22 protein-coding genes are annotated in these 22,706 nt (G+C 64.3%); 10 read left to right on the top strand and 12 right to left on the bottom strand.

What is annotated here, in order from left to right; all coding sequences use genetic code 11:
- Positions 1 to 9: 9 nt before the first annotated feature.
- The 3 genes from P6U23_RS14175 to P6U23_RS14165 form a co-directional block, all read right to left on the bottom strand.
- On the bottom strand, positions 10 to 696 hold the full coding sequence (locus tag P6U23_RS14175; RefSeq protein WP_407180357.1) for a TetR/AcrR family transcriptional regulator: 687 nt from the start codon (positions 694 to 696) through the stop codon (positions 10 to 12).
- Between the two features lie 207 nt (positions 697 to 903).
- Positions 904 to 1,932, bottom strand: coding sequence for an alcohol dehydrogenase AdhP (adhP, locus tag P6U23_RS14170; RefSeq protein WP_407180356.1), 1,029 nt, complete (start codon positions 1,930 to 1,932; stop codon positions 904 to 906).
- A gap of 180 nt (positions 1,933 to 2,112) precedes the next feature.
- On the bottom strand, positions 2,113 to 2,451 hold the full coding sequence (locus P6U23_RS14165; protein ID WP_407181451.1) for a DUF4189 domain-containing protein: 339 nt from the start codon (positions 2,449 to 2,451) through the stop codon (positions 2,113 to 2,115).
- A 281-nt stretch (positions 2,452 to 2,732) separates the two neighbouring features.
- Between P6U23_RS14165 and P6U23_RS14160 the strand changes: the two genes are divergently transcribed.
- Positions 2,733 to 3,680, top strand: coding sequence for an IS630 family transposase (locus P6U23_RS14160; RefSeq protein ID WP_407180355.1), 948 nt, complete (start codon positions 2,733 to 2,735; stop codon positions 3,678 to 3,680).
- A 6-nt stretch (positions 3,681 to 3,686) separates the two neighbouring features.
- On the opposite strand, the gene P6U23_RS14155 is transcribed toward P6U23_RS14160, so the two are convergent.
- From P6U23_RS14155 to P6U23_RS14120, 8 genes are all read right to left on the bottom strand, one after another.
- On the bottom strand, positions 3,687 to 5,291 hold the full coding sequence (locus P6U23_RS14155; protein ID WP_407180354.1) for an NTP transferase domain-containing protein: 1,605 nt from the start codon (positions 5,289 to 5,291) through the stop codon (positions 3,687 to 3,689).
- A complete protein-coding gene (locus tag P6U23_RS14150; protein WP_407180353.1) occupies positions 5,288 to 5,989 on the bottom strand; it encodes an XdhC family protein in 702 nt (233 codons plus the stop codon). The genes P6U23_RS14155 and P6U23_RS14150 overlap by 4 nt, the downstream gene beginning before the upstream one ends.
- Positions 5,990 to 5,992: 3 nt before the next feature.
- Positions 5,993 to 6,316, bottom strand: a complete 324-nt coding sequence (locus P6U23_RS14145) for an XdhC family protein (protein WP_407180352.1) — start codon at positions 6,314 to 6,316, stop codon at positions 5,993 to 5,995.
- Positions 6,317 to 6,327: 11 nt separating this feature from the next.
- A complete protein-coding gene (locus tag P6U23_RS14140; protein ID WP_407180351.1) occupies positions 6,328 to 7,527 on the bottom strand; it encodes a vWA domain-containing protein in 1,200 nt (399 codons plus the stop codon).
- Between the two features lie 72 nt (positions 7,528 to 7,599).
- A complete protein-coding gene (locus P6U23_RS14135) occupies positions 7,600 to 8,508 on the bottom strand; it encodes an AAA family ATPase (protein ID WP_407180350.1) in 909 nt (302 codons plus the stop codon).
- 37 nt (positions 8,509 to 8,545) lie between these two features.
- A complete protein-coding gene (locus P6U23_RS14130; RefSeq protein ID WP_407180349.1) occupies positions 8,546 to 9,358 on the bottom strand; it encodes an FAD binding domain-containing protein in 813 nt (270 codons plus the stop codon).
- A 34-nt stretch (positions 9,359 to 9,392) separates the two neighbouring features.
- Positions 9,393 to 9,878, bottom strand: a complete 486-nt coding sequence (locus P6U23_RS14125; RefSeq protein ID WP_024507101.1) for a (2Fe-2S)-binding protein — start codon at positions 9,876 to 9,878, stop codon at positions 9,393 to 9,395.
- Positions 9,879 to 10,022: 144 nt separating this feature from the next.
- Positions 10,023 to 10,469 carry a CoxG family protein gene (locus P6U23_RS14120; protein ID WP_407180348.1) on the bottom strand — a complete coding sequence of 149 codons (447 nt, stop codon included), beginning with the start codon at positions 10,467 to 10,469 and terminating at the stop codon, positions 10,023 to 10,025.
- Positions 10,470 to 10,688: 219 nt separating this feature from the next.
- Between P6U23_RS14120 and P6U23_RS14115 the strand changes: the two genes are divergently transcribed.
- The 3 genes from P6U23_RS14115 to P6U23_RS14105 all read left to right on the top strand — a co-directional run bounded on the left by P6U23_RS14115 (position 10,689) and on the right by P6U23_RS14105 (position 13,355).
- A complete protein-coding gene (locus P6U23_RS14115) occupies positions 10,689 to 12,041 on the top strand; it encodes a 3-carboxy-cis,cis-muconate cycloisomerase (protein WP_407180347.1) in 1,353 nt (450 codons plus the stop codon).
- A gap of 18 nt (positions 12,042 to 12,059) precedes the next feature.
- Positions 12,060 to 12,842, top strand: a complete 783-nt coding sequence (gene pcaD / locus P6U23_RS14110) for a 3-oxoadipate enol-lactonase (RefSeq protein WP_407180346.1) — start codon at positions 12,060 to 12,062, stop codon at positions 12,840 to 12,842.
- A 120-nt stretch (positions 12,843 to 12,962) separates the two neighbouring features.
- Positions 12,963 to 13,355, top strand: a complete 393-nt coding sequence (locus tag P6U23_RS14105; protein ID WP_407180345.1) for a carboxymuconolactone decarboxylase family protein — start codon at positions 12,963 to 12,965, stop codon at positions 13,353 to 13,355.
- Here the strand turns inward: P6U23_RS14105 and P6U23_RS14100 are convergent.
- Complete coding sequence (locus P6U23_RS14100; protein ID WP_407180344.1) at positions 13,317 to 13,847, bottom strand: hypothetical protein; 531 nt, start codon at positions 13,845 to 13,847, stop codon at positions 13,317 to 13,319. The two genes, P6U23_RS14105 and P6U23_RS14100, sit on opposite strands and share 39 nt — an antisense overlap.
- Before the next feature lie 459 nt (positions 13,848 to 14,306).
- Here P6U23_RS14100 and P6U23_RS14095 point away from each other — a divergent pair, with 459 nt between their 5' ends.
- The 6 genes from P6U23_RS14095 to P6U23_RS14070 all read left to right on the top strand — a co-directional run bounded on the left by P6U23_RS14095 (position 14,307) and on the right by P6U23_RS14070 (position 22,702).
- Positions 14,307 to 15,224: an ABC transporter permease subunit gene (locus P6U23_RS14095; RefSeq protein WP_407180343.1), complete on the top strand. Its 918-nt coding sequence runs from the start codon at positions 14,307 to 14,309 to the stop codon at positions 15,222 to 15,224.
- A gap of 14 nt (positions 15,225 to 15,238) precedes the next feature.
- A complete protein-coding gene (livM, locus tag P6U23_RS14090) occupies positions 15,239 to 16,561 on the top strand; it encodes a high-affinity branched-chain amino acid ABC transporter permease LivM (protein ID WP_407180342.1) in 1,323 nt (440 codons plus the stop codon).
- Complete coding sequence (locus P6U23_RS14085) at positions 16,558 to 17,394, top strand: ABC transporter ATP-binding protein (protein ID WP_407180341.1); 837 nt, start codon at positions 16,558 to 16,560, stop codon at positions 17,392 to 17,394. The genes livM and P6U23_RS14085 overlap by 4 nt, the downstream gene beginning before the upstream one ends.
- Positions 17,391 to 18,125 (top strand): ABC transporter ATP-binding protein, encoded by a 735-nt coding sequence (locus P6U23_RS14080; RefSeq protein ID WP_407180340.1) that lies wholly within the window; start codon positions 17,391 to 17,393, stop codon positions 18,123 to 18,125. Before P6U23_RS14085 ends, P6U23_RS14080 begins: the two co-directional genes overlap by 4 nt.
- Before the next feature lie 193 nt (positions 18,126 to 18,318).
- Positions 18,319 to 19,437, top strand: coding sequence for a branched-chain amino acid ABC transporter substrate-binding protein (locus tag P6U23_RS14075; RefSeq protein WP_407180339.1), 1,119 nt, complete (start codon positions 18,319 to 18,321; stop codon positions 19,435 to 19,437).
- Between the two features lie 505 nt (positions 19,438 to 19,942).
- On the top strand, positions 19,943 to 22,702 hold the full coding sequence (locus P6U23_RS14070) for a PAS domain S-box protein (RefSeq protein WP_407180338.1): 2,760 nt from the start codon (positions 19,943 to 19,945) through the stop codon (positions 22,700 to 22,702).
- The last annotated feature ends 4 nt before the right edge of the window (positions 22,703 to 22,706 follow it).

Here is a 22,706-nt window from a genome sequence, read left to right as displayed (position 1 = left end):
TCCGGCCGTTCATGGCGCACTCCGTTCGCCGAAAATGAGATCGAGATGGACGCGCAGCAGCGCGTGGGCGTCGAGCGGGGCGTGGCGGTCGAACAGACTCTTCCAGATCACCGCGATGATGGCGGGTGCCACCACGATCTGCGGGAAATCCGCGAGCGCGGCCTCGCGGATCTCCCCCCGCTTGATGCCGAGCGCGATCAGCGCGCGCATGGCCCCGAGCCCGCGCGAGATCACCTCGCGGTAGTAGAAATCGGCGATGGCGGGAAAGCGCGGCCCCTCGGCCAGGATCAGCCGGATGATGTCGCCCCGTCGCGTGCTAGCGACCTCCTGGATGAAAGTCTTTGCAAATGCTTCCAGCGCGTCGCGGACCGAGCCGGCCGGCGGCGGCAGCGTGGCGAGCCGCCCCACCAGCGGGACGATCGCGGTGCGCACCAGCTCCTCGAACAGCGTCTCCTTGTCCTTGAAGTGCAGGTAGATCGTGCCTTTTGCCACCCCGGCGCGCCTCGCAACGTCGTCAAGCCGGGTCGCGGTGAAGCCGCGCGCGATGAACTCATCCAGTGCAGCGTCCACGATGGCCGCCCGCCGTTCGGCCGCACGCTCGGCACGGCTTGCCGGCGCTGCCCGCGATGGGGCTGCGATTCCTGTGCGGGCGCGAGGCGCCCTACTCGCTGCTGGTTTTCGTGGTCTGTCCGACATGGTTCAAATATGACTGACCAGTCAGTCAATGTCAACGTATTTGACCAACCGATCGGTGATTACTCCTGCCGCCCAAGATGAGCCCCGATCCGTAGCCCGCATAAGCGAAGGGCGACATGCGGGACCCGCCCGCGCGTCGCCTTCCGCCTTCGCTCTTAAGCGAGCCGCGGACCAGTCGCCCACGCGGCCTGCGGCTGGACACCCCCTTCAGTCGAACTCCAGCACCATGCGGCCGTCGATCTTGCCGGCCTTCATGCGGTCGAAGATCGCATTGATGTCGGACAGCGGCGCTTTGGTGATCTCGGCCTTCACCTTGCCGTCGGCGGCAAAGGCGATGGACTCGTTGAGGTCGCGCCGCGTGCCGACGATCGAGCCGCGCACCGTGATGCGCTTGAGCACCACGTCGAAAATTGGCGTCGGAAATTCGCCCGGAGGCAGGCCGACCAGGCTCACCGTCCCCTTGCGTCGGACCATGCGCAGCGCCTGTGCGAATGCGGGCGTCGATACCGCCGTCACCAGCACGCCATGCGCCCCGCCGCCGGTCGCCTGCAACACGCTCTCCACCGCGTCATTGGAGAGCGCATTGACGGCGTGATCGGCGCCAGCCTCCTTTGCCAGCGCAAGCTTGTCTTCGGCGATATCGACGCCGACCACCTTCAGGCCCATCGCCTTGGCATATTGGACGGCGATGTGACCGAGGCCACCGACGCCGGAGATCACGACCCATTCGCCGGGCCGTGCTTCCGTCTCTTTCAATCCCTTGTAGGTGGTCACGCCGGCGCAGAGAATCGGCGCTACGCCTGCAAAGTCCACGTTGGCAGGCAGACGCGCGGCAAACGGCGCGGATGCGATGACATATTCTGCAAAGCCGCCGTTCACGCTGTAGCCGGTGTTGTGCTGATGCTCGCACAGCGTCTCCCACCCGGTCTCGCAATATTCGCAAGCCATGCAGGCGTCGTGCAGCCAGGCCACCCCGACGGCATCGCCGACCTTCAGATTGGTGACACCGGGCCCCAGCGCCGCAACCGTGCCGGCCGCCTCATGGCCCGGAATGAAGGGCGGCACCGGCTTCACCGGCCAGTCGCCGGACGCCGCGTGCAAATCGGTGTGACAGACGCCGCAAGCCTTGACCTTGACCAGGACCTCGCCCGACCCAGGGACCGGAACCGGCACGTCCTCGATCACAAGCGGCTTGCCGAAGGCCCGCACGACTGCGGCTTTCATTGTCGTTGCCATATTGTTTGCTCCTTGATTGCGAGGGAGCAAGCTAGCGGCTGCGATCGCGGCGATGTTGAGCGACGTCAATTGCGCTAGATTAGTAGTACCGTCATTCTGGAATGCGCGAAGCGCAGACCGGAATCTCGAGATTTCCGGGTTCGATGCTTACGCACCGCCCCGGAATGACATTCCAAGAAATCAGCCTCGCCCGTCACACGCCCAGGCGCGGATCACGCATTGCTTGCCGCCGTATTTATAGCATTCGCGCGTCGCTTCGTTTAGCGAGCTCGAGATCTGCGGGCGCACCGCGTAGCCATGCGGGCCACATGGGTTGCTCATATCGATGGAAAAGGCGGCGCAGGCGTGCTTCATGGTGACCGCGACGCAATTGCCCTGGCATTGCTTGAGCGCCGCGGCGCGCGCAGCGTCTTCGCCGGCATAGTCGTAGGCCTGGCCATAAGCGCCGCATTGGCCCATGGCAAATGCGCCCGCTGCCAATAGCGGCGTCGGAATTGCCAATACTGCGAGCGCCAGCAACCGCGCAGCAACATGCGCGCGCGCAACCGTGAACGAGAGCACGACCCCCTCCCCAACCCCTTCAGCGCCGCGAAATTTACGGAGCGGTCGTTTCCACTTGGTGAACGGGAAGTTGAAATTGACTTTGGTAGAGTGGGCAGCGCGAAGCGCTTCCGCGCCTTTGCCCACCCCACAAATTCACGGCTAGAGGAGCGGTTCACAGCTTAATTGAATCGGGAGGGATTCCGGTTTTGGGGCGAATGTGATTCAAGATGCTGGCTGGGACTGGAGGCCAGCATCCGATGGTTCGACCAATTTCCAATGACCTGCGTAAGCGTGTTGTTGCGGCGGTTGCGAAGGGTGAGAGCTGTCGTTCGGTCGCAGCGAGGTTTGGCGTTGCGGTGTCGTCCGTGGTGAAGTGGTCGCAGCGTCATCGCCAGACCGGCTCGGTAGCGCCTGGCAAGATAGGCGGCCACCGTAAGCCGGTGCTTGAACCGCATCGCGCCTTCATCAGGGAACGGATTAGCCAGACGCCGCATGTGACGCTGCATGCCTTGAAGGACGAACTCGCCGCGCGAGGGGTTAAGGTCTCCCACAATGCAGTTTGGCTGTTTCTGCGCCGCGAAGGGCTGCGGTTCAAAAAAACGCTGCTCGCCCTCGAGCGGGCTCGCTCCGACGTCGCACGTAGACGCCAGCGCTGGCGCTCATGGCAGGCCAAGCTCGACCCTCGGCGCCTGGTCTTTATCGACGAGACCTGGATCAAGACCAACATGGCCCCATTGCGCGGATGGGGGCCAAAAGGCGCGCGGGTGCGGAGCTTCACGCCACATGGCCACTGGCGCACCCTGACTTTTGTCGGCGCCTTGCGCTGCGACCGCCTCACCGCACCGTGCTTGTTCGACGGCCCAATCAACGGCGAATGTTTCCGTGCCTATGTTCAGCAGCTTCTCGTCCCCCAGCTCCGGCCCGGCGACATCGTCATCATGGACAATCTCGGCAGCCACAAGTCGGCGGCCCTGCGCCGCCTGATCAAAGCCGCCGGCGCAAGGCTCTGGTATCTGCCGCCATACTCGCCGGACCTCAATCCGATCGAACAGACCTTCGCCAAGATCAAGCATTGGATGCGCACCGCCCAAAAGCGCACCATCGACGAGATTTGCCGCCATATCGGCAGCCTCGTCACAACCATCCAGCCCAACGAATGCAGCAACTACTTCGAAAACGCCGGATACGCTTCCATCAAAACGTGAAACGCTCTATCCGCGCCTTGCCGCTTCCAGCGCCTGCGGCGTGTCGATGTCGAGGAAGGCGCTGTCGCCCTCGACCGGCACCTCGGCGACGGCTTCGGCATGCTTTGCGATCAGATGCCGCGCGCCGACATCGCCATCGAGCGTCAACAGCTCGCCGAAGAAGCGCCGTGACCACAGCACAGGGTTGCCACGCCGGCCATCCGCTGCCGGCACCACGATCAAATTGCCGCGATCCGGATCGAACGCCTCGATCAGCCGGTCGATCAGCTTGGCATCGATCAGCGGCATGTCGCCAAGGCAGACCAGCGCGCCGTCGGCTTTATCCGGCACGGCGGCAATGCCGGCCTTGACCGAGCCGGCAAGCCCGCCGGCGAAATCCGCATTTCGTACGAACTTCACCTTCAGCCCGGCCAGCGCCTGCTCGACCAGCTCGGCCTGATGGCCGGTGACCACGATCACTTCGGAGGCCTTGGACGCGAGCGCCTGCTCGGTCGCGATCCGCACCAGCTTCTTGCCGGAAAGTTCGGCCAGCAGCTTGTTCGGACCGCCCATCCGGGTCGAGCGTCCCGCCGCCAGCACGATCGCCACCACGTTGCGGTTGCCTTCGGTCTCGGATTTGGCGCGCGGCTGCGGGCGGGTGACGATTTCCATGAGCAGACCGCCGACGCCGAGCCCCATGATTTCGGTGCGCGAGACCTTCAGGCCGGCGAGCAGGCGCATCAGCACCCAGTCAAAGCCGTTTTCGACCGGCGAGCGGGCGCAGCCCGGCGCGCCCAATACCGGCACGCCATCGGCGCTGCCGACCAGGAGCAGATTGCCTGGATCGACGGGCATGCCGAAATGCTCGACGGCGCCGCCAATGTCGGTGATCGCTGCCGGGATCACGTCGCGCCGGTCGGCGATTGCGGACGCGCCGAACACGATCACGAGCTCGGCCCCTTGCGCCAGCATGTCCTTGATGGCGGGGGCGAGCGCCGCCTCATCATGCGGCACGCGGCGCTCGGCGATGATGGTCGCACCCGCTGGCGCCAGCCGTTCGGCGGTGACGCGCAGCGTCTTCTCGATCACCTTCGGCGCCAGTCCCGGCAGCAGGGTCGAGACCACGCCGACGCGCTTGATGACGTAAGGAGCGATCCGCAGGGCACCGGCGCCGGCGGCGCTCACCGCCGCGTCGCGCAACTTCGCCTCGACCCCGAACGGAATGATCTTGACGGTCGCGATCATCTCGCCTTCGACCACCGGCTTGAATGCCGGCAAGGTCGCAAAGGTGATCGCTTCATCGATGCCGTTGATGCGGTCGACCGCGGCCCGGTCGATGACCAGCACGCCCGGGCGCGCGGCGAACAAATTGGCGCGGCCGGTGAAGGCGCGCTCGACATTGACGCCCTCGCCGGTGACGGCATTCGCGATCGCGGATGCGGCCTCGTCCTCGGAGACGTCGCCCGGCTCCAGCCGCACCACCACGATTTCCTTCACACCGGCTTTTTCCAGCGCCTCGACTTCGGCGGCGCCAATCGTGGTGCCCTTTTTCAGCAGCAGCGCGCCTTGGCGCAGGGTGTGAACCGTCACCCCGCCAACCGCATCCCTTGGACTGGCAGGCCCGAATTTCATGCGGCTTGTTCTTTTTCCTTTGGCGGCAGGCGCAACTCCGCGGTGATCTCGGCCATGATCGCAACCGCGATCTCCGACGGCGAGACCGCGCCGATCGGCAGGCCGATGGGCGCGTGAATGCGCGCAATATCCGTCTCGTTGGCGCCCAATGCACGCAGACGCTCAGCGCGCTTGGCGTGGGTTTTGCGCGAGCCGAGCGCGCCGATGTAGAAGCAGTCGCACTTGAAGGCGTGCAGCAGCGCCGGGTCATCGATCTTGGGATCGTGCGTCAGCGCCACGAAGGCGGTGTAGGGATCGATGTTGAGCGGCGGCAGCGCCACGTCGGGCCACTCCGCGATCAGCGGCACGTCGGGAAAGCGCTCGGGGCTGGCAAAGGCCGTGCGCGGATCGACTACGGTCACGTCATAGTCCAGCGAGCGCGCCAGCGGCGCCAAGGCCTGGCTGATATGGACCGCGCCGACAATGACGAGTTTTGCGGTCGGAGCATAGACATTGAGGAACAGCTTCCTGCCGCCGGCCTCGATCATGCCGCTCTTGCCCATGCGAAGCTGCTTTGCAAGCTCAGCCCCGAGGGGATCGCGGGCAAAATCCTTGGCCTTGACCAGTCGCTGCTCGCCACTCCCGACGTCGGTCACAATGATCACCGGCCGCCGCGCGGCGCGCTCGGCATTGAGCTCATGAAGGGTCGCAAGCTTCACGGCCTACCCCACTTTCTCGACAAAGACGCGGATGGTGCCGCCGCAGGACAGGCCGACATTCCAGGCGGTCTCATCGGCCACGCCGAACTCCAGCATCCTCGGCTGGCCCGAGGCGATGACGTCGAGCGCCTCGGTGACCACCGCGCCCTCGACACAGCCACCGGACACGGATCCCAAAAACGTGCCGTCGTCATTGATCACGAGGCTCGAGCCGGCAGGACGCGGCGCCGAGCCCCAGGTCTCCACCACGGTTGCGAGCGCAACGCCGTGGCCGGCCTTCTGCCAGTCCTCGGCCGCCTTCAGGATATCCTCGTCGCGGTTGAGCATGAAAACCTCCATCAGGCTGCGGAACGGATCAGGCTGCGGTGATGCGGCGGCACCGGGGACGACAAGGCTTTGATCAAAGCCTCGATCGAGCTCAAATTATGCACCGGGCGGAATTCGTCAACGTGGGGCAGCATCATTTTGATGCCCTGCGCCTTGGCCTCGAAGCCGGAAAAGCGCAACAGGGGGTTGAGCCAGATCAGCCGGCGGCAGGAGCGGTGCAGCCGGTCCATCTCGAAGGCAAGCTTGGCATCGGCCTCGCGCTCCAACCCGTCGGAAATCAGGAGCACGATGGCGCCCTGGGAGAGCACCCGGCGTGCCCACAATTTGTTGAAGGTGTGAAGCGAGGTCGCGATCCTTGTCCCCCCGGCCCAGTCCTCGACCGCCGCGGAGCAGCTCGCCAGCGCCTCGTCCGGATCGCGCTCGCGCAAGGACCGGGTCACATTGGTGAGCCGCGTGCCGAACAGGAACACCGAGACCCGCTTGCGGGCATCGGTGATGGCATGCAGAAAATGCAGGAACAGGCGGGTATATTCGCTCATCGAACCCGAGATATCGAGCAGCGCGACGATCGGCGCCGGCTTCTCGATCCGGCCCAGCCGCTGGATGTCGACGATGTCGCCGCCGGTGCGCAAGCTGCGGCGCACCGTGCGGCGCATGTCGAGCTTGAGCCCGCGCGGGTCGACCTGGTAACGGCGCGTCTGCAGCTCGGCCTGGGGCAGGCGCATCTGGTCCACGGCGCGCATCGCCTGCGCGATCTCGGCCGCGGTCATCTGCGCAAAGTCCTTCTTCTGCAGCACTTCCTTGTCGGAGACTGAAAGCTTCAGATCCTGTTCCTGGACCTGCGGCTCCTCGCGCATCGAGGGCTGCGCCAGCGCCTCCTGTACGCGGCGCGAGGCCGGCGGAGGCTTCTTTTGGGCATGATCGGGCAGCGGCACCGAATCCAGCATGTGCTTCCAGTCTTCGGCGGCGCGGAAGAACAGGTCGAAAGCCTGGGCAAAGATCAGCGCATGCTCATGGCGCTTGACGAAGATCGCCTCCAGCGTCGCGAACACGTCGGCGCGGCTGCCGATGTCGATGAGCTGCAGCGCATTCATGGCATCGATCACGGCACCGGGCCCGACCGGAATGCCGGCCGCGCGCAACGCGCGCGCGAAGCCGACGACATTGTCGGCGATCTGGCCGGTCGGCGGTGAGAGATGATCGATGGGCATCTTGAGCGTCCAACCTGGTCTTCACCTCTCCCTAGCGGGGAGAGGTGAAGCGAGTTCGCGGCAACGGCGACGCTAACTCTCGCTCGTTGCTTCCTTCACCACCTTCTGCAGGGCATCGCCCTGCATCCGCGCGATGTCGTCCTGGTATTTCAGAAGCGCGCCCAAGGTATCGCCGACCACTTGCGGGGTGAGCGAGCGCGCATCGAGCTCGGTGAGCGCGGTGGCCCAATCGATGGTCTCGGCCACACCCGGCGACTTGTAGAAATCCTGCTCGCGCAGCGCCTGTACGAAGCGCACCACCTGCTGGGAGAGCTTTGCGGAGATGCCCGGCAGGCGCGACTTGACGATCGCGAGCTCCCGCTCGGCGGACGGATAGTCCACCCAGTGATAGAGGCAGCGCCGCTTGAGCGCGTCATGGATTTCGCGGGTGCGGTTCGAGGTGATGATCACGATCGGCGGATGCGGCGCCTTCACGGTACCGAATTCGGGGATCGTCACCTGGAAGTCCGAAAGGATTTCCAACAGATACGCCTCGAACGCCTCGTCCGCGCGGTCGAGTTCGTCGATCAACAGCACCGGCGCCCCCGCAACGTCAGGCTCCAGCGCCTGCAGCAGCGGCCGCTTGATCAGATAGCGATCGGCGAAAATGTCCGCGCCCAACTGCTCGCGATCGGTCTCGCCGGCGGCCTCCGCCAGTCGGATCGCGATCATCTGCGCGGCTGTGTTCCATTCGTAGACGGCGGAAGCGACGTCCAGACCTTCATAGCATTGCAGGCGGATCAGCTTCCGCCCCAACGCGGCCGATAAAACTTTCGCGATCTCGGTCTTGCCGACGCCGGCCTCGCCTTCCAGAAACAGCGGCCGGCCCATGCGGAGCGAAAGGAAAGCCACGGTGGCGAGCGAACGCTCGGCGAAGTAGCCGCGCGTTCCCAAGAGGTCGAGCATCGCATCGACGGATGCAGGAATTGCCGATGCCGTCATGAATGAGCCAGTGTTGATGGGCCGTGAGGGCCGGGTGTCACTCTTTGGCAGTCGCGTTCGCAGCCTCGACCGCCCGGCGTGTCAGCACCCCGATCAAATGCGCGCGGTACTCTGCGCTGCCGTGTATATCGCTATTTAGTCCTTCCGCCGGCACATTCAAACCTTCCAGCACTTTTGGCGAGAAGCGCTTCTTCAAGGCCTCCTCGAAAGCGGCGACGCGGAACACGCCGTTGGACCCGGCACCGGTCACCGCAACCCGCACATCCGACGGACGCCGGGCGACGAAGACACCGACCAGCGCGTACCGCGAGGCCTGGTTGCGGAATTTCACATAGGCTGCTTTTTTGGGCAGCGGGAACATCACCCTGGTGATGATCTCGTCCGGCTCCAGGGCGGTCGAGAACAGGCCCTGGAAAAAATCCTCCGGCTTTAACCGCCGCTTGTTGGTGACGATGGTCGCGCCCAGCGCCATCACCGCCGCGGGATAATCGGCGGTGGGGTCATTGTTGGCGAGCGAACCGCCGATCGTGCCGCGATGGCGCACCGCGGGATCGCCGATCATGCCGGCGAGCTCGGCAAGCGAGGGAATCGCCTCGCCGACAGTGGGCGAAGTGGCGACGTCGAAATGGGTCGCAGTTGCGCCGATCACCAGCGAACGGCCCTTCATCTCGATGCCGTTGAGACCTTCGATATGGGAGAGATCGACCAGATGCGGCGGGTTCGCAAGTCGCTGCTTCATGACAGGCACCAGCGTGTGGCCGCCGGCGATCACCTTGGCATCCTCGTTCTTGGCGAGCAGATTGGCCGCCTGCCGCACGGTGCCGGGACGATGATATTTGAATTCGTACATGGGATGTTATGCCCCGCGAAGCGGAAAGTGATTGTTATGCGAGATCGGATTTCGCCATCGCCTTGGCGCCGGCGGCGATCGAGGCGACGATGTTCTGGTAGCCGGTGCAGCGGCAGAGATTGCCTTCGAGCTCCTCGCGAATGACATCTTCGGAGAGCTCGTGGCCCTTGCGATGCACGATGTCGACCGCGGTCATGATCATGCCCGGTGTGCAGAAGCCGCATTGCAGGCCGTGGTGCTCGCGGAAAGCCTCTTGCATCGGATGCAGCGGCCCGCCATCCGGCGCGAGCCCTTCGATCGTCTTCACCTCATGGCCGTCGGCCATCACCGCGAGCGTGGTGCAGGACTTCACCGCCCTGCCGTCGAGATGCACGACGCAGGCACCGCATTGCGAGGTGTCGCAGCCGACATGGGTGCCGGTCAGCCGCAGATTCTCGCGCAGGAATTGCACGAGCAGCGTACGCGGGTCGACATTGGCGGTTACGGGGTTGCCGTTCACGATCAGGGAAATTTTGGCCATCAGCACTCTCTGTTGTCGCCGCCGCGGCAGGCCGCAGCTACCGCTGCCGCATTGCACGGCAGCGTCGTCTTAAAATCGTTCAAAACCCATCATATGGGTCAACACGGTCATGGGCAACCTCACCTGTTACCTCATCGGATCGGACTAACCCTGTACGGCCTTGGCAAAATTCGCAAAAAACTCGTCCGCCAATTTTTTCGCCGCACCGTTGATCAGGCGCTGCCCGAGCTGGGCGAGCTTGCCGCCGATCTGGGCTTCGACGTCGTAGCTCAGGAGCGTACCGCCGTCCTTGTCGGCCAGCTTCACCGTCGCGCCGCCCTTCGCGAAGCCGGCCACCCCGCCCTCGCCTTCGCCCGAGATCTTGTAGCCATTGGGCGGATCGAGATCGCTTAAAGTGACCTTGCCCTTGAAGCGCGCCGACACCGGCCCGACCTTCATCTTCGCGACCGCGCGAAAGCCTTGCTCGTCGGTCTTCTCCAGCTCCTCACAGCCGGGAATGCAGGCCTTGAGCACCTCGGGATCGTTGAGCTTGGCCCACACCGCTTCGCGCGAAGCTGGAAGCTCGACTTCCCCGTTCATTGTCATCGCCATGAGGGCCTCCCCGGATCACTGTGGTCACTCGTTCCCAAGTAAAGCAGGCGACGACAGAAGGAAAGTGTGCATGACGAGGATTTGCGATGCATATTCGCAACCGCAAAAAGCCTTGCGCATGCGCTTTGGCTTTGCCAGAGCGGCTGCACCAGTATCCACCTCACATCGCGCGGTCCAGGCTTTTCCGGATCATGCTTTAGTGGTTAGGTCGCGCCCAACATGAGTACGTCCCTTTCGCCCCTGCTGGCGCCGATGTTGTCGAGCGCCCCGATGCGCGCCGTCTGCGACGATGTCGCATATCTGCAGGCCATGCTCGACTTCGAAGCAGCGCTGGCGCGCGCCGAAGCGACCGCCGGGGTGATTCCTCAAAGCGCGGCCGCGCCGATCAGTGCGGCCTGCAGCGCCGCATCGTTCGACTTCGCCCAGCTTGCGCAGGCCGCGACCCGCTCCGGCAATCTTGCCATTCCCCTGGTCAAGGCACTCACGGCCGAGGTGGCGAAGGCTGACGCACAGGCCGCCCGTTTCGTGCATTGGGGCGCGACCAGCCAGGACGTGATCGACACCGCGACCATGCTGACGCTGCGCGCCGCCGTCGAGGTGCTGGTGAGTGATTGCGACCGCGCCATTGCCGGCTTTGCCAAGCTCGCGCGCGCCCATCGCGATACGGCCATGGTCGCGCGCACCTGGCTCCAGCATGCGCTGCCGATGCCGCTCGGACTGAAGCTCGCGGAGTATGCCGCTGCGCTGCATCGCTCGCGGCTCCGACTGACGCGGCTGCGGCGGGAAGGGCTGGCGCTGCAATTCGGCGGCGCGGCCGGCACGCTGGCTGCGCTCGGCGACAAGGGTCTTGCGGTGGCCGAACAATTGGCCATCGAGCTGAAGCTACTGCTGCCGGAGGCGCCTTGGCACACCCATCGCGACCGTATCGCGGAAGCGGCTTCCGTACTTGCGATTCTGTCCGGCACCTGCGGCAAGATCGCGCGCGACATTTCCTTGTTGATGCAGACCGATGTCGCGGAGGCGTTCGAGCCGTCAGGGGAAGGCCGCGGCGGCTCTTCCACCATGCCGCACAAGCGCAACCCGGTCGCCGCCGCAAGCGCGCTCGCCGCATCCACCATGGCGCCGAATCTCGCCGCAACGATTCTTGCGGCCCAGGTGCAGGAGCATGAGCGCAGCGCCGGGCCCTGGCACGCCGAATGGCCGACGCTGCCAACCTTGTTGCTGGTGACTTCGGGCGCGCTCGCCGCCATCGTCGATATCGCCGAGGGACTTGAGATCGACGCCGCGCGCATGCGCGCCAATCTCGACGAGACCGGCGGATTGATCATGGCCGAAGCGGTCGCCATGGCGCTCGCGGAAAAGATCGGCAAAAGCGAGGCACATCATCTGATCGAGACTGCAAGCAAAAAGGCGGTCGGCGAGAAAAGACATTTGCGCGATGTCCTGCTTGCCGATTCCAACATAACAGCGCAAATCAGCGCAGAAAAATTAGCACACTTGTTCGAGCCGATGGCCTATCAAGGCGCTTCGCAAGCCCTGATCGACCGCCTGCTTGCTTCGCTTGACGAATAACGCTGGAGAACGCTTCCCATGCCGATGATCGATGCCGACGGTTGCCTGCTCAATGTCTCCGTCGAGGGCCGCCAAAGCGGGCCGACCTTGATGCTGTCGAACTCGCTGGGCACGACCTTGCAGATGTGGGAACCGCAGATGAAGGCGCTGACTCAGGTGTTTCGCGTCATCCGCTACGACCGCCGCGGCCACGGCAAGTCGAGCGTGCCGCCCGGCCCGTATTCTGTGGAGCGATTCGGCCGCGACGTGCTGGCGATCCTGGACGATCTCAACATCGACAAGGTGCATTGGTGCGGACTGTCGATGGGCGGCATGGTTGGCCAGTGGCTGGGCGCCAATGCGCCGGAGCGGCTGGATAGAATCGTACTCTCCAACACCACCTGCTACTATCCCGATCCGACCAACTGGCATAACCGCATCAAGGCGGTGAAGGAAGGCGGCCTTGCGGCTGTCGCCGATACCGTGATCGCCGGCTGGCTGACCGCGGATTTTCGCGAACGCGAGCCGCAAGTGACCGCCAACATGAACGCGATGCTGCTCGCCTCGCCGGTCGAGGGCTATATCGCCTCTTGCGAGGCGCTCAGCACGCTCGACCAGCGCGCGCTGTTGCCCAAGATCAAGAGCCCGACCCTGGTGATCGCCGGCCGCCATGACCTGTCGACTCCGGTCGCGGCCGGCGAATACATCCGCAGCCAGATTCCCGGTGCGAGCCTCACCATTTTGGACGCGGCACACATCTCCAATGTCGAACAGCCGCACGCTTTCACCGAAGCGGTGGTCGGGTTCTTGACGCAACGCTGACCACACGCCCTCATTCCGGGGCGCTCGCAAAGCGAGCGAACCCGGAATCCAGAATTTGTGGCGCGAGATTCCGGCGTTCGCGCGCTATTCGCGAGCGCCCCGGAATGACGGAGGACTAGAATGGACGACCAACAACGCCGCGATGAAGGCATGGGCCAGCGCCGCAAGGTGCTGGGCAATGCCTGGGTCGACAAATCGATTGCGAACCGCAATTCCTTCAACACCGATTTCCAGGACCTGATCACCCGCTATGCCTGGGGCGAGATCTGGACCCGGCCGCATTTCGACGAACGGACACGGCGCGTGCTGGTGATCGGCACCATGGTCGCGCTGGGCCAATGGGACGAGTTCCGCCTGCATGTGCGCGCCGCCCTCGCCGAAGGCGGATTCACGCCCGACGACATCAAGGAAATTCTGCTGCAGCAGGCGATCTATTGCGGCGTCCCGGCCGCCAATCACGCCGTGAAAGAGGCCTCAGCCATTATTGAGGAGCTGGGGCTGCTCAAGCGGTAGCGGCTCGGCCGGAACGCCCGCGGCGGCCGGCGTGGCCGCCGGGCGTCCTTCGACCGCGAGCACGATCGCGGTACCCAGCAGCATCAGAAGCTCGGTGGCGTGCAGCCGCAGCGCCTCAACCTCGCCGACCTTCGAGGCCATCAGCATCAGCGCAAAGCTGATCACGCTGCCAATGCCGAGCGCGAGCCCCAGCGCCTCGTCGCAGCCGCCAGACAGGCGGATTCGCGGCCGGCAAAGCAGGACCAGAAACAACGCGAAGAACGCAACCACCGTCAGCCGCCCGAGCGCGAGCAGCCACGCCGCGCGCACGAGCCCCGCCGCACCCCACTGCAGATGATCGCCGAGGAAGAACGCCGCTGCCACGTCCGGCCGCTCGAACAGGCCACGGACCGGCGCCTCGATGATCCTGAACGCGACAATGGCCCAGGTCGGAATGAAATAGGCCGCGAGCAGCGCGCCATTGAAAGAACTGATCCGCCAATTCGTGGACATCTCGCCTTCCCGCTTCGTCAGCGGCGCCTTTGCAGGGCCCGTGGTTTGCGAGGCAGCTAACGCGTCCAAAGTCGGGGCGGCAATTTAAACCCTTTGTTTACCTTAACGGGCCGGGTGGCGAGATACCGATGCGTCCTCGCCTCAGACAAGCTGCCGACCTATCCTCGCGCGGCCGCCTTGTGCGGGGAATGGGCCGCGTGCCTCCCATGTCGCCAATTTGTCCACTTCATGGCCAGGGAACCCCAAGCAGGGAACCGGCAGCAAAAACAATCCTGTAGAAGGGTGCTCTTCGCCTTTTGGTACAGTTGCCGCTCCCTGTTCCCGCTGTTAGAAAAACGCTCCAAGACGCGTCGCTCAAGGCTGCCCGGGGCCCTCGCCGCGTCGGTCCTGCACGAACCTGGGACTTTTCTCCGGTCCCGACCTGATCAGAGCCGAAAGAGGTCCCGTTAAGCGGCAGTCATGGATTATTTCGCCCAACAGCTCATCAACGGTCTGGTGCTCGGCTCGATCTACGGCCTGATCGCGATCGGCTACACCATGGTCTACGGCATCGTCGGCATGATCAATTTCGCCCATGGCGACATCTTCATGATCGGCGGCTTCATCGCCCTGATCTCGTTTCTCGTGCTGGTCTCGTTCGGGCTCACCGCGGTGCCCGTGATCCTGCTGATCGTGCTTTTGGTCGCGATGGCAATCACCGCCCTTTATGGCTGGACGGTCGAGCGTATCGCCTACCGTCCGCTGCGCCATTCCTTCCGCCTGGCGCCGATGCTCTCGGCCATCGGCATGTCCTTCGTGCTTTCCAACTTCTCGCAAGTCGCCCAAGGCGCGCGCGTCAAACCGGTGCCGCCGATCATCACCGGCGGCTACACGCTGCACAAGGGCGCAAGCGGCTTTATCGTCCAGCTCTCAAACGTGCAGATCGTGGTGGTGATCACCACCGTGGTGCTGCTCGCCCTCTTCACCTGGCTGGTGGCGCGGACCAGGCTCGGGCGCGACATGCGCGCCTGCGAGCAGGACCAGACCATGGCGGCGCTGCTTGGCGTCGATGTCGACCGCACCATCTCGATGACCTTCGTCATTGGTGCCGCGCTGGCAGCCGTGGCCGGCATGATGTACCTGCTCTATTACGGCCTGGTGGATTTCTACATGGGATTTGTCGCAGGCATCAAGGCGTTCACCGCGGCCGTGCTCGGCGGCATCGGCTCGCTGCCGGGAGCGATGCTCGGTGGGCTCGCGATTGGGCTGATCGAGACGCTGTGGTCGGCTTATTTCTCGGTCGAGTACAAGGACGTCGCGGCGTTCTCGATCCTGATCGTGGTCCTGATTTTCATGCCGACCGGCCTTTTGGGCCGGCCCGAAGTCGAAAAAGTCTAGTGTCGGGCGGCCGCGTGACAGCACCTAGGACCGACCATAAGCCGGCGCGCGCGCACCGCGCCGCGTTCATTCTCAAGAAAGCCCTGCTCAGCGCCTTCGTGGCGCTGGTGCTGTTCTCGCTGATGATCGGCATCCGCACCGAAGCCGGGCCAACCGGGCAATTGATCTACTGGACGCGGTTCGGCGAGCTCGCAAGCCTGGTCGGCGCGGTCTTCATCGGCAGCATCATCGTCGAGCTGGTGCGGCAATGGTTGGGCCCTGCTGCCACCGCCAATCTGATCCCGCCTTCCGTGCAAAACGGCCTGGCTGTTGCCGGACGCCTGATCGCGCCGGCGCTGCTGATCTTCACCCTCCTGGTGCCGGTGATTTTCTATCAGCAGCGCTACATACTCGATCTCGCCATCCTCGTGCTCACCTATGTGATGCTCGGCTGGGGGTTGAATGTCGTGGTCGGGCTCGCCGGCCTGCTCGATCTCGGCTACGTCGCCTTCTACGCCGTCGGCGCCTATTCCTACGCGCTGCTCGCAACCACCTTCGGCCTGTCGTTCTGGATCTGCCTGCCGCTCGCCGGGATCCTCGCCTCGCTCTGGGGTGTAATGCTGGGCTTTCCGGTCCTGCGGCTGCGCGGCGATTATCTTGCCATCGTGACCCTTGCCTTCGGCGAGATCATCCGGCTCGTCATCGTCAACTGGCAGAGTCTCACCGGTGGCCCGAACGGCATCTCCGGCATTCCCCGCCCGACCCTGTTCGGCATTCCGTTGAGCCCTGCCGAGGACGGGCTGGCGGCAAGGCTTGGCATCGAATTCGATCCGACCCACCGCATCGTCTTCCTGTTCTACGTGATCCTGGCGCTCGCGCTCATCACCAACTGGGTGACCATTCGCCTTCGGCGGCTGCCGATCGGTCGCGCCTGGGAAGCGCTGCGCGAGGACGAGGTCGCCTGCCGCGCGCTCGGCATCAATACCACCACGACCAAGTTGACGGCCTTCGCGACCGGCGCGCTGTTCGGCGGCTTCGCCGGCGCCTTCTTCGCCACCCGTCAAGGCTTCATCAGCCCGGAATCCTTCACCTTCCAGGAATCGGCACTGGTGCTCGCGATCGTCGTGCTCGGCGGCATGGGCTCGCAACTTGGCGTCGCGCTCGCCGCGCTCGCGCTGATCGGCGGCTTCGAGCTGTTCCGCGGGCTCGAGCAATACCGCATGCTGGTGTTCGGCATCGCCATGGTGCTCCTGATGATCTGGCGCCCGCGCGGGCTGATCGGCCACCGCGCGCCCACGGTCTATCTGAAGCGGGCGGAAGCCATCTCCTCCGATCTCGTCAAGGAGGGGCACGGATGAGCGACACCGACAGCATCCTCACCGTCGACCGCCTCAGCATGCGCTTCGGCGGCATCGTCGCCGTCAACGAACTTTCCTTCGATGCGGGGCGGCGCAGGATCACCGCGCTGATCGGCCCCAACGGTGCGGGCAAGACCACCGTATTCAACTGCATCACCGGCTTCTACAAGCCGACCGGCGGCACCATGCGGCTCTCGCACGACAACGGCCGCGAGGTCGCGCTGGAGCGGCTGAACGATTTTCGCATCTCCAAGCAGGCAAAGGTCGCACGCACCTTCCAGAACATCCGCTTGTTCCCGGGCATGACCGCGCTGGAAAATCTGATGGTCGCCCAGCACAACGCGCTGATGCTGGCCTCGGGCTTCACCTTTCTCGGCCTGTTCGGCGCGCCGTCCTGGCGCACTGCCGAGAGGCGCGCTATCGAACGTGCCACCTTTTGGCTCAAGCGCGTCGGGCTGATCGATCGCGCCGACGATGCCGCGGGCAACCTCGCTTATGGCGACCAGCGCCGGCTCGAAATCGCGCGCGCGATGTGCACGGAGCCCGCCCTGCTCTGCCTCGACGAACCGGCGGCCGGGCTGAACGCGCGCGAGAGCGCCGCCTTGAGCGAGCTGCTGCTCGCCATCCGCGCCGATCACGGCACCTCCATTCTCCTGATCGAGCACGACATGAGCGTGGTGATGGAGATTTCCGACCACGTCGTGGTGATGGACTACGGCGTGAAGATCGCGGAAGGCGCGCCGCAAACGGTGCGCGACGACCCGCGCGTGATCGCGGCCTATCTGGGCGCCGACGAGCAGGAAGCCATCGCCGTGATGGAGAGCGACGCGTGAGCCCGCCCCTGCTCGCGATCCGCGGCCTGCGCGCCGCCTACGGCAAGATCGAGGCGCTGAAGGGCGTCGATCTCGAGATCAATGCCGGCGAAATCGTGGCGCTGATCGGCGCCAACGGCGCCGGCAAGTCGACCTTGATGATGAGCATCTTCGGCCGGCCGCGCGCCCGCGCCGGTCAAATTCTGTTCGATGGCCGCGACATCACCGAGGTGCCGACCCATGAAATCGCGCGGCTGCGCATTGCGCAATCGCCCGAGGGCCGGCGGATCTTTCCGCGCATGAGCGTTGCGGAAAACCTGCAGATGGGTGCCGATGTCACCTATTCGAACGAGGCCGAGCGCGAAGGCGCGTTGACGCGGGTGTTCTCGCTCTTCCCGCGGCTGAAGGAGCGCATGACCCAGCGCGGCGGCACGCTCTCCGGCGGCGAGCAGCAGATGCTTGCGATCGGGCGGGCACTGATGAGCCGCCCCCGCCTGCTGTTGCTGGATGAGCCCTCGCTCGGGCTCGCGCCGCTGATCGCGCGGCAGATTTTCGACGCAATTCGCGCGCTGAACCGGCAGGACGGACTGACCGTGCTGATCGTCGAGCAGAACGCCAATCATGCGCTCAAGCTCGCCCACCGCGGCTACGTCATGGTCAACGGCCTGATCACGCTCGCCGGAACCGGCGCCGAGCTGCTGCAGCGCCCCGAGATCCGCGCGGCCTATCTCGAAGGTGGGCGGCGGGGGTAGCAAGCCCGCTGCGATTTCTCCTTTCGCCAGGACGATCATGCCGAGGCTGCGGCAAGATGCTGCGAAGCGGCGACCCATCTTGCCTGAAAATTGCCGATGACTTCGCGGCAAAATCGGCCGACAATGGCCTGCGATCTTCCAAGCCGGCCTCGGCCGGGACTTAAAAACAGAAGCGATCACCGTGAGGACCCTCATGACATCAATGAAGCTCATCGGCCTGGCATTTGGCGCATCGCTGGCGCTATCGAGCGCAGCATTTGCGCAAGACCTCACCATCGCCGTGGCGGGACCGATGACCGGCGGCGAATCCGCGTTCGGCCGCCAGTTGAGGAACGGCGCCGACATGGCCGTGGCGGACCTCAACGCGGCAGGTGGCGTGCTCGGCAAGAAGCTCGCGCTCGACGTCGAGGACGACGCCTGCGATCCCAAGCAGGCGCGGTCGGTTGCGGAAAAGATCGGCAGCGCGCGAATTCCGTTTGTCGTCGGCCACTACTGCTCGTCCTCGTCGATCCCGGCCTCGGAGGCCTATGCGGAAAACAACGTCCTGCAGATCACGCCGGCCTCGACGAATCCCACCTTCACCGAACGCAAGCTGTGGAATGTGGCCCGCGTCTGCGGCCGCGATGATCAGCAAGGCCAGGTCGCCGGCAACTACATCGCCAAGAATTTCAAGGGCAAGAACATCGCGATCCTCAACGACAAGACGACCTATGGCAAAGGTCTTGCCGACGAGACCAAGAAGGCGCTCAACAAGGCCGGCGTCACCGAAAAGCTCTACGAATCCTACACCAAGGGCGACAAGGACTTTAACGCCATCGTCTCGCGGCTGAAGGCCGAGAACATCGATCTCGTCTATGTCGGAGGCTATCATCAGGAGGCAGGCCTGATCCTGCGCCAGATGCGTGACCAGGGCTTGAAGACCATCCTGATGGCGGGCGATGCAATGGCCGACAAGGAATACGCCTCGATCACCGGGCCCGCCGCTGAGGGCACGCTGTTCACCTTCGGCCCCGACCCGCGCAAGAAGCCGACCGCGGCGGCGATCGTCGAAAAATTCAAGGCCAAGAACATCGATCCCGAAGGCTACACGCTCTACACCTATGCGGCCGTGCAGGTGTGGTCGCAGGCCGCTGCCAAGGCCGGCACCACCGATCCGAAAAAGGTGATGGACACGATCAAGGCCGGCTCCTGGGACACCGTGATCGGCAAGCTGGAATACGACTCCAAGGGCGACATCAAGCAGCTCGACTATGTCGTGTACAAATGGGACGACAAGGGCGGCTATGCCGAGGTGAACGAGAAAGGTTCCTAAGGCCCCGAACCTGAGCCATGCGAAACGCCCCGGCCGCGTCCGGGGCGTTTTTATTTTCGCGCTTGGACCTCACGACGTTCGACGCGCAGCACGCATCGCGCGGATGTCCTTTTCGTCCTCGACGGTCCAAAGCAGGCTATCGGGAACTCCCGGCGGGCTTGCCCGGCAATTCTACAATGTAACTACGACCTGGCGTATTGGATTGGGTAAGAGCCCGGGCGAAATTGCAACCCCGCCGTAAGGGAGGCGTTACCCTTGCCGGCTCCAATTCTGGTCTGGCGGCCAATATCAAGTAATATCAGACTTCGGATCGATCTCGTTGACTTGTCGGCAGATGGGATGGGCGCATTGCGTGTCTCTCGCGCGGAATTGCAGATCTAGAGCATGATCCGGAAAAGTGTGAAGCGGTTTTCCGAAAAGATCATGGTCAAACAAGAATCTAAAGCGCGATGGCGATTCGACCTCATCCCATCGCGCTTTAGAGCCGCGGTGTTCCGGAGACGACATGCAGACCGGTAACGATCGTCATGTTTTTCTCGCGACCTTTCCGGCATCACGGCGCGATCGCGCGGTGGCGCTTTGGGTGGTCGGCGTCTCCGCGGTCCTGTTCGCGTTCGCGGTGCCCTATGCCGGGGTGGCGCTGACGCCCGTTCCCGCCTTTGTCGCGAGCTATCAATCGGCGCTTGCGACCTGCGACATCATCACCGCAGCGCTGTTGTTTGCGCAATTCGCGGTATTGCGTTCACGCGCCCTGCTGTTGCTGTCGAGCGGCTACATTTTCACCGCAATGGCGGCCATGGCGCATGCGCTCAGCTTTCCCGGCCTGTTCGCGCCGGCCGGCCTCTTGGGCGCGGGTCCGCAAACGACCGTCTGGCTTTTCATGATCTGGCACGCCGGATTCCCGCTTCTGGTCCTGAGCTATGCCTTGACCAAGGCCGAAGGCGGCGGCCCCGAGGTCAAGGTTTCGGTCCCGACCGCGATCGTCGCAAGCATCGCCGTGGTGTTCGCGGTCCTCGTCGCGCTCGTTTATGTCGTCACCGCCAAGCACGATCTTCTGCCGATCCTGCTCGGCGGCGGCCGTTACACGCCCGTCATGATCGGCGTCGTCTCCGCCGTGTGGTGCTTGAGCCTCGCCGCCCTGCTGACGCTGTTGTTGCGAAGGCCGCATTCGGTGCTCGACATCTGGCTGATGGTCGTGATGTGCGCCTGGCTGTTCGACATCGCGCTGTCAGCCATCGTCAATGTCGCCCGCTACGATCTCGGCTTCTATGCCGGGCGCATCTATGGGCTGTGCGCGGCCGCTTTCGTGCTGATCGTGCTGCTTGTGGACAACGTCACGATGCAGACTCAACTGTCGCGCCTGTTGTCGATCGTTCGCAAGCGGGTCAGCGAACGCGAGTGGCTGTTCAGCGCCGTCGTGGAATCCTCGAACGACGCGATCATCACCAAGTCGCTCGACGGCACCATCACCGCCTGGAACCGGGCGGCCGAACATCTGTTCGGCTATTCTTCGGGGGAAGCGGTCGGCCAGCATATCAGGGCGATCGTTCCGCCGGACCGGCACGAGGAGATGTACGACATCCTCGAGCGGATCCGCCAAGGCGAGGTGATCGAACATCACGAAACCCGGCGCATGCACAAGAGCGGCAGAATGCTCGACGTGATGCTCACCATCGCCCCGCTCCGCTCCGCGTCCGGCGATATCGTCGGCGCGTCAAAGATCGCCCGCGACATCACCGAAGCCAAGCGGACGCAGAACGCGCTCAGCCGCGAGATCGAGGAGCGGCAACGCATTTTCGAGACCTCGCACGACCTGATCCTGGTCACCGACAAGGTCGGCAATTTCGTGCAGGTCAGCCCGAGCTCGAACTCGATCCTCGGCTATCGGCCGGAGGAAATGATCGGGCACAGCGCGGTCGAGTTCATCCATCCCGACGATCTCGAGGCCACACGGGAGGAGATGCGCGCCGCGCGGCGCGGCAAGCAACTGCGCAGCTTCGAATGCCGCTACATCCACAAGGAAGGCCACGCCGTGCTGCTGAACTGGGCAGGATCCTGGTCGGAGCCGGTGCGGCGCCATTTCTTCATCGGCCGCGACGTCACCGAGCAGCGCGCGGCCGAGGCGCAGTTCCGCCATGCGCAGAAAATGGATGCGGTCGGACAGTTGACCGGCGGCGTCGCCCATGACTTCAACAACATTCTGACCGTCATCACCGGCACCATCGGCATCCTGCAGGATGCGGTCGCCGACCGGCCCGAACTCTCCTCAATCGCCAAGCTGATCGACGACGCCGCCGAGCGCGGCGCGCAACTGACCAAGCACCTGCTCGCCTTCGCCCGCAAGCAACCGCTGCAGCCGCGCGAGATCGACGTCAACAGCCTCGTCGTGGAAGCCGCCAAGCTCCTGCATCCCACTCTCGGCGAGCAGATCGAGATCCATCCGAAGCTTGCGCAGGACGCCTGGTCGGCCATGGTCGACCCGAGCCAGCTCACCACCGCGGTTATCAATCTCGCGCTGAATGCGCGCGATGCGATGCCTCGTGGCGGCAAGCTCACGCTGGAAACCCGCAACGTCTATCTCGACGAGGGCTATGCCAGCATGCACAGCGAAGTCGCGATCGGGCACTATGTCATGATCGCGGTCAGCGATACCGGTATCGGCATTCCGCCGCAGCATCTGGAGAAGGTGTTCGATCCCTTCTTCACCACCAAGGAAGTCGGCAAGGGGACCGGCCTCGGGCTCTCCATGGTGTTCGGCTTCGTCAAACAGTCAGGCGGGCACCTGAAGATCTATAGCGAGGTCGACCACGGCACCAGCGTGAAGATCTATTTGCCGCGCGCGAGCGGCCTGCAGGAGAGCGCGGCCGATACGGCGGCCCTGCCCACGGTCGAACGCGGCCATGAGACCGTACTCGTCGTCGAGGACGACTGGCTGGTGCGCAAATATGTCGTCACCCAGGTCGAGAGCCTCGGCTACACGACATTGCAAGCCGCCAACGCGACCGAAGCGCTCGCCATCATCGACAAGCATCCGGACATCGATCTGCTGTTTACCGACGTGATCATGCCAGGCCCGATGAACGGCCGCCAGCTCGTCGACGAGGCGGTCAAGCGCCGCCCGAACCTGAAAACACTGTACACCTCGGGATACACCGAGAACGCCATCCTGCATCACGGCCGGCTCGATCCCGGCGTGCTGCTGCTCGCAAAGCCCTACCGCAAGGCGGAGCTCGCCCGGATGATCCGGATCGCGCTCGCCAGTTGAGGCA

This window comes from Bradyrhizobium sp. STM 3562 (assembly GCF_045571435.1).
Lineage (GTDB): Bacteria > Pseudomonadota > Alphaproteobacteria > Rhizobiales > Xanthobacteraceae > Bradyrhizobium.
This window is presented reverse-complemented; position numbering and strand designations above follow the sequence as displayed.

Bases quoted from the DNA above. Each gene is read 5' to 3' on its own strand.
- P6U23_RS14070 (WP_407180338.1), top strand. From the start codon at position 19,943: ATGCAGACCGGTAACGATCGTCATGTTTTTCTCGCGACCTTTCCGGCA.
- P6U23_RS14100 (WP_407180344.1), bottom strand. From the start codon at position 13,847: ATGTCCACGAATTGGCGGATCAGTTCTTTCAATGGCGCGCTGCTCGCG.
- P6U23_RS14135 (WP_407180350.1), bottom strand. From the start codon at position 8,508: ATGACGGCATCGGCAATTCCTGCATCCGTCGATGCGATGCTCGACCTC.
- P6U23_RS14175 (WP_407180357.1), bottom strand. From the start codon at position 696: ATGTCGGACAGACCACGAAAACCAGCAGCGAGTAGGGCGCCTCGCGCC.
- P6U23_RS14115 (WP_407180347.1), top strand. From the start codon at position 10,689: ATGAGTACGTCCCTTTCGCCCCTGCTGGCGCCGATGTTGTCGAGCGCC.
- P6U23_RS14120 (WP_407180348.1), bottom strand. From the start codon at position 10,469: ATGGCGATGACAATGAACGGGGAAGTCGAGCTTCCAGCTTCGCGCGAA.
- P6U23_RS14075 (WP_407180339.1), top strand. From the start codon at position 18,319: ATGACATCAATGAAGCTCATCGGCCTGGCATTTGGCGCATCGCTGGCG.
- P6U23_RS14145 (WP_407180352.1), bottom strand. From the start codon at position 6,316: ATGCTCAACCGCGACGAGGATATCCTGAAGGCGGCCGAGGACTGGCAG.
- adhP (WP_407180356.1), bottom strand. From the start codon at position 1,932: ATGGCAACGACAATGAAAGCCGCAGTCGTGCGGGCCTTCGGCAAGCCG.
- P6U23_RS14125 (WP_024507101.1), bottom strand. From the start codon at position 9,878: ATGGCCAAAATTTCCCTGATCGTGAACGGCAACCCCGTAACCGCCAAT.
- P6U23_RS14140 (WP_407180351.1), bottom strand. From the start codon at position 7,527: ATGCCCATCGATCATCTCTCACCGCCGACCGGCCAGATCGCCGACAAT.
- P6U23_RS14105 (WP_407180345.1), top strand. From the start codon at position 12,963: ATGGACGACCAACAACGCCGCGATGAAGGCATGGGCCAGCGCCGCAAG.
- P6U23_RS14095 (WP_407180343.1), top strand. From the start codon at position 14,307: ATGGATTATTTCGCCCAACAGCTCATCAACGGTCTGGTGCTCGGCTCG.
- P6U23_RS14155 (WP_407180354.1), bottom strand. From the start codon at position 5,291: ATGAAATTCGGGCCTGCCAGTCCAAGGGATGCGGTTGGCGGGGTGACG.
- P6U23_RS14130 (WP_407180349.1), bottom strand. From the start codon at position 9,358: ATGTACGAATTCAAATATCATCGTCCCGGCACCGTGCGGCAGGCGGCC.
- P6U23_RS14160 (WP_407180355.1), top strand. From the start codon at position 2,733: ATGGTTCGACCAATTTCCAATGACCTGCGTAAGCGTGTTGTTGCGGCG.
- P6U23_RS14085 (WP_407180341.1), top strand. From the start codon at position 16,558: ATGAGCGACACCGACAGCATCCTCACCGTCGACCGCCTCAGCATGCGC.
- pcaD (WP_407180346.1), top strand. From the start codon at position 12,060: ATGCCGATGATCGATGCCGACGGTTGCCTGCTCAATGTCTCCGTCGAG.